Annotated in this window: 4 protein-coding genes; all 4 read left to right on the plus strand. The window is 65.2% G+C overall.

Annotation, left to right across the window (positions count from 1 at the left end; all coding sequences use genetic code 11):
- Positions 1 to 840 (plus strand): electron transfer flavoprotein subunit alpha/FixB family protein (locus tag AC1DHL_RS29530; protein WP_478164298.1); only part of this gene is annotated, 840 nt, incomplete at its 5' end.
- A 96-nt stretch (positions 841 to 936) separates the two neighbouring features.
- Complete coding sequence (locus AC1DHL_RS29535) at positions 937 to 2,727, plus strand: acyl-CoA dehydrogenase (RefSeq protein WP_478164299.1); 1,791 nt, start codon at positions 937 to 939, stop codon at positions 2,725 to 2,727.
- A 162-nt stretch (positions 2,728 to 2,889) separates the two neighbouring features.
- Complete coding sequence (locus AC1DHL_RS29540; protein WP_478164300.1) at positions 2,890 to 3,852, plus strand: NAD(P)H-dependent flavin oxidoreductase; 963 nt, start codon at positions 2,890 to 2,892, stop codon at positions 3,850 to 3,852.
- A gap of 43 nt (positions 3,853 to 3,895) precedes the next feature.
- Positions 3,896 to 5,005: an acyltransferase family protein gene (locus AC1DHL_RS29545; RefSeq protein WP_478164301.1), complete on the plus strand. Its 1,110-nt coding sequence runs from the start codon at positions 3,896 to 3,898 to the stop codon at positions 5,003 to 5,005.
- The last annotated feature ends 145 nt before the right edge of the window (positions 5,006 to 5,150 follow it).

The following is a 5,150-nucleotide window of genomic DNA, read 5'->3' on the forward strand; positions in this document are numbered from 1 at the left end:
GTCCACGTGCTGGTGGCTGGCGCCAACGCCGCCGAAGCCGGCAAGGCTGCCGCCCAGGTGGCAGGCGTTGCCAAGGTGATCGTGGCTGACAGCCCGAGCCTGGCGGACAACCTCGCGGAGAACGTCGCAGCCCAGGTGCTGGCGATCGCGAAGAACTACAGCCACATCCTGTTCCCGGCCACGGCCAACGGCAAGAACGTCGCTCCGCGCGTCGCTGCCAAGCTGGACGTCGCTCAAATCAGTGACATCACCAAGGTCGACAGCCCGGACACCTTCGAGCGTCCGATCTACGCAGGCAACGCCATTGCCATCGTGCAGAGCAGCGATGCGATCAAGGTTGCGACCGTGCGCACGACGGGCTTCGATGCGGCGGCAGCCACAGGCGGCAGCGCAGCGGTGGAAACCGTGGACGGCGTGGCCGACAGCGGCAAGTCGAGCTTCGTGGGCCGTGAAGTCACCAAGAGCGAGCGTCCCGAACTGACGGCCGCCAAGATCATCGTCTCGGGCGGCCGAGCCCTCGGCAGCGCGGAGAAGTTCACCGAGGTGATGGCGCCTCTCGCGGACAAGCTCAACGCGGGCCTGGGTGCCAGCCGCGCCGCAGTGGACGCAGGCTACGCGCCGAACGACTGGCAAGTGGGCCAGACGGGCAAGATCGTGGCGCCGCAGCTCTACATCGCCTGCGGCATCTCGGGCGCCATCCAGCATCTGGCGGGCATGAAGGACTCCAAGGTGATCGTGGCGATCAACAAGGACGAAGAAGCCCCGATCTTCTCGGTGGCCGACTACGGCCTCGTGGCTGACCTGTTCACGGCCGTGCCGGAACTGGTCAAGGCACTTTGAGAAACATCCATCGATGGTGAAGCCAAAGGGCATCGTTCGCGATGCCCTTTTTTTCGCATCGATTCGCATTCGGCCGCACGGCCATAGGAGAGACTCATGAGCTACACCGCTCCCATCAAAGACATGCTGTTCGACATCGAGCACCTCGCGAACATCGCACAGGTGTCTCAAATGCCGGGCCTCGAAGAGGCCGGCCTCGAAACAGCGCAAGCCGTACTCGAAGAGTGCGCCCGATTCAATCAGGACGTGATCGCGCCGCTCAACGTGGCCGGCGACCGCGAGCCTTCTTCCTTCAAGGACGGCAAGGTCACGACGACGCCCGGCTTCAAGGAAGCCTTCGCGCAATACGTGGCGGGCGGCTGGCAGGGTTTGCAGCATCCCGCCGACTTCGGCGGCCAGGGCTTGCCGAAACTCATCGGCGCCGCTTGCGTCGAGATGCTGAATTCAGCCAACTTGAGCTTCGCACTGTGCCCGTTGCTGACGGACGGTGCGACCGAGGCGCTGCTCACGGCCGGCTCCGACGAGCTCAAGGCCACCTACCTCGAGAAGCTCGTGAGCGGCCAGTGGACCGGCACGATGAACCTGACCGAGCCGCAGGCCGGCAGCGATCTCTCGCTCGTGCGCAGCCGCGCCGAGCCGCAGGCCGACGGCACCTACAAGGTGTTCGGCACCAAGATCTTCATCACCTACGGTGAGCACGACATGGCCGAGAACATCGTCCATCTCGTGCTGGCGCGCGTGACCGGTGCGCCTGAGGGCGTGAAGGGCATCAGCCTGTTCGTGGTGCCGAAGTTCCTCGTCAACAAGGATGGATCGCTGGGCGCTCGCAACGATGTCCACTGCGTGAGCATCGAGCACAAGCTCGGCATCAAGGCTTCGCCCACGGCGGTGCTCCAGTACGGCGACCATGGGGGCGCCATCGGCTACCTGGTCGGCCAGGAGAACCGCGGCCTCGAATACATGTTCATCATGATGAATTCGGCGCGCTATGCGGTCGGCATGCAGGGCGTCGCGATTGCCGAGCGCGCCTACCAGCATGCGGTGGCCTATGCCAAGGAGCGCGTGCAGAGCAGGCCCGTCGACGGCTCGATGAACGCGAGCGCGCCGATCATTCATCACCCTGACGTGAAGCGCATGCTGATGACGATGCGTGCGTACACCGAAGGCTGCCGCGCGATGGCGTCGGTGGCTGCGGCAACCTACGACGCCGCGCACCATCACGCTGATGCAGACACGCGCAAGCAGAACGAGGCCTTCTACGAATTCCTGGTGCCGCTGGTCAAGGGCTACAGCACGGAGATGAGCCTGGAAGTGGCATCGCTGGGCGTGCAGGTGCACGGCGGCATGGGCTTCATCGAGGAGACCGGTGCGGCGCAGTACCTGCGTGACGCCAAGATCCTCACAATCTACGAGGGCACCACGGCCATCCAGGCCAACGACCTCGTCGGCCGCAAGACGGCACGCGACGGCGGCAAGATTGCAAAGGCAGTCGCCGCGCAGATCGAGGCTACGGAAGCCGAACTCGCAAAGCGCGACAGCGCCGATGCAAAGGCCGTGGGCAAGCGCCTGAAGGCGGCCCGCGAGGCGTTTGTCGACGTGGTCGACTTCGTCGCGGGCCAGACCAAGACGTCGCCCAACGCGGTGTTCGCGGGCAGCGTGCCTTATCTGTTGCTTGCGGCCAATGTGGTTGCGGGCTGGCAGCTTGCGCGCTCCCTGCTGATCGCGGAAGACCTTGCGAAGGCGGGCACCGACGTGGCCTTCATGAAGGCCAAGATCGCGACGGCACGCTTCTACGCGGAGCACATCCTGAACAAGGCGCCGGGCGTTCGAGACAGCATCGTCGAAGGCGCCGACAGCGTCACAGCCCTCGCAGTCGAGTCTTTCTAGGGATGTTGCTCTCCCCCAGGTTGGCCCACTTCGTGTGGCCGCCCACCCCCTCACCGGGGGCAACACCAGCGGCCCGGCCAAGCCGGTTCCGCGGTGTTTCCCGAAGGGGCCTCGCTTTGCGGGCCGCTTTTTAATAGTTCATCCATAAGTTCCGGAGACCTCATGTCCAAGTTGCCACCCGTGCTCGCCAACCTGCCGCTGCCCATCATCGGCTCGCCGCTGTTCATCATCAGCAACCCCAAGCTCGTGATTGCGCAGTGCAAGGCTGGCGTGGTGGGTGCGATGCCCGCACTCAATGCACGGCCCGCATCGCAGCTCGAAGATTGGCTCGCCGAGATCACGGAAGAGCTCGCGGCCTACAACAAGGCGAATCCGACGAAGCCGGCCGCGCCCTTCGCGATCAACCAGATCGTGCACAAGAGCAATGACCGGCTCGAGCACGACATGGAACTGGTCGTGAAGTACAAGGTGCCGATCGTCATCACCTCGCTCGGCGCACGCACCGACGTCAACGACGCGGTCCACAGCTATGGCGGCGTGACGCTGCACGACATCATCAACAACGCCTTCGCAAGGAAGGCGATCGAGAAGGGCGCCGACGGGATCATTGCCGTGGCGGCTGGAGCGGGCGGTCATGCGGGCGTGAAGAGTCCGTTTGCACTTGTCCAGGAAATTCGCCAGTGGTTCGACGGCCCGATCGCGCTGTCGGGCTCCATCGCCACGGGTGGCGCGGTGCTTGCGGCACAGGCCATGGGCGCAGACTTCGCCTACATCGGCACGGCTTTCATCGCGACTGAAGAGGCGCGCGCCAGCGACGAGTACAAGCAGGCCATCGTCGAAGGCACGTCCGACGACATCGTCTATTCGAACCTGTTCACCGGCGTGCACGGCAACTATCTCGCGCCGAGCATCGTGGCAGCGGGCATGGATCCGGCCAACCTGCCCCAAGGCGAACTGAAGACGATGAACTTCGGCGGCGGCGAAGGCAGCAAGGCCAAGGCGTGGAAGGACATCTGGGGCTCGGGCCAGGGCATCGGCGCCGTGACCGAGGTCGCAACGGCCGCGGCCTTCATCGAAAAGCTCAAGCGCGAATACCAGGAAGCGCGCAGCCGCCTTGCCCTCTGAGCATCTGGCCGTAAGCACTGCGGCGCCGGCCTCGGTCAGTCGCATGCCGTTGCTGGATGCGGTGAAGGGCGTCGCCTGTCTCCTGATCGTCGGGCATCACCTGTCGCGCTACGGGCCGCTTCCGGCGGGCGCTTCGTCGCTCGCGCCGGCGCTTTTCGACTGGCTCTCGCAGAACGGGCGGCTCGCGGTCCAGGTGTTCCTGGTGCTGGCGGGCTTTCTGGCTGCAGGCAGTCTTGCGCCCGACGGCGTTCTGCGGGTCGACCGGCCGGTGGCCCGGATCTTCCAGCGCTACGGCCGATTGGTGATGCCCTACCTGGCCGCATTGACCTTCAGCGTCGTCGTCGCGGCGCTGGTGCGGCCTTGGCTCGACGACGAAGCCGTGCCCGGGCCGCCCGGTATGGCCCAGTTGCTCGCGCACGGGCTGCTGCTGCAGGACTTGCTCGGCTTTGAAGCCCTGTCGACCGGTGTCTGGTACGTGGCCATCGACTTCCAGCTCTTCGTGCTCGCGTTCGCGGCAATCGCCCTGTCGGAGCTGATGCAACGGCGGTGGTCGGTCCGGCCTGAAAGATCGCGTTGGGTGATGTTGGGACTCGTGGTGTCGCTGGTCGTCTCGTCGCTGATCTTCTTCAATCGCCACGCCGAGCTCGACACAACCGCGCTGTACTTCTTCGGCTCCTACGGCCTGGGACTACTCGTGTTCTGGATCGGGCGCGCGACGCGAAGCAGCACATGGCGCTCTGCGGTGCTGATGCTGGCGCTGTTGGGCGCCGCCGCACTGGCCGTCGAATGGCGCAGCCGCATCGCGATCGCGCTGGTCACCGCGCTGGCGGTCGCAGTGATCCAGCATCTCGACGGATTGAAGCCGGCTGCGTGGCCGTCAGTCGGCGAGCCGCTGGTGCGGCTGGGGCGCATCTCGTATTCGCTGTTTCTGATTCACTTTCCGGTGCTGCTCCTGGTGAGCGCCGTGGTGAGTCATTTCCTGCCGGACACACCCTGGATCGACCTGATGGGTCTGCTGGCGACCGTTGCGTTGTCGATTGCCGCGGCAATGCTGCTGTATCGATGGGTCGAATCTCGGCCCGCGACATGGCGCGCCGTGCTGGGCCTCTTTGCAGGCCTGCTGGCCTGCGGCGCGATCGTGTCGTTGGTCTAGGGCCTGTTCACACTACTTCCGGGGTCGCGAAGGTATGCCAGGACGGGCCAATCAAGGCGCGCGACGCCGCATGTGCGTTGGCACATGCAAGGAGCGCAACGCCGAGTGGCCCGTCCTGGCATACCTTCCCTTCGGGTTGTCGTGC

It is taken from the genome of Variovorax sp. 10L426, assembly GCF_056395305.1.

What these genes read in the sequence shown, in the direction of transcription:
- AC1DHL_RS29535 (WP_478164299.1), top strand. Translation starts at nt 937, where the DNA reads ATGAGCTACACCGCTCCCATCAAAGACATGCTGTTCGACATCGAGCAC.
- AC1DHL_RS29540 (WP_478164300.1), top strand. Translation starts at nt 2,890, where the DNA reads ATGTCCAAGTTGCCACCCGTGCTCGCCAACCTGCCGCTGCCCATCATC.
- AC1DHL_RS29545 (WP_478164301.1), top strand. Translation starts at nt 3,896, where the DNA reads ATGCCGTTGCTGGATGCGGTGAAGGGCGTCGCCTGTCTCCTGATCGTC.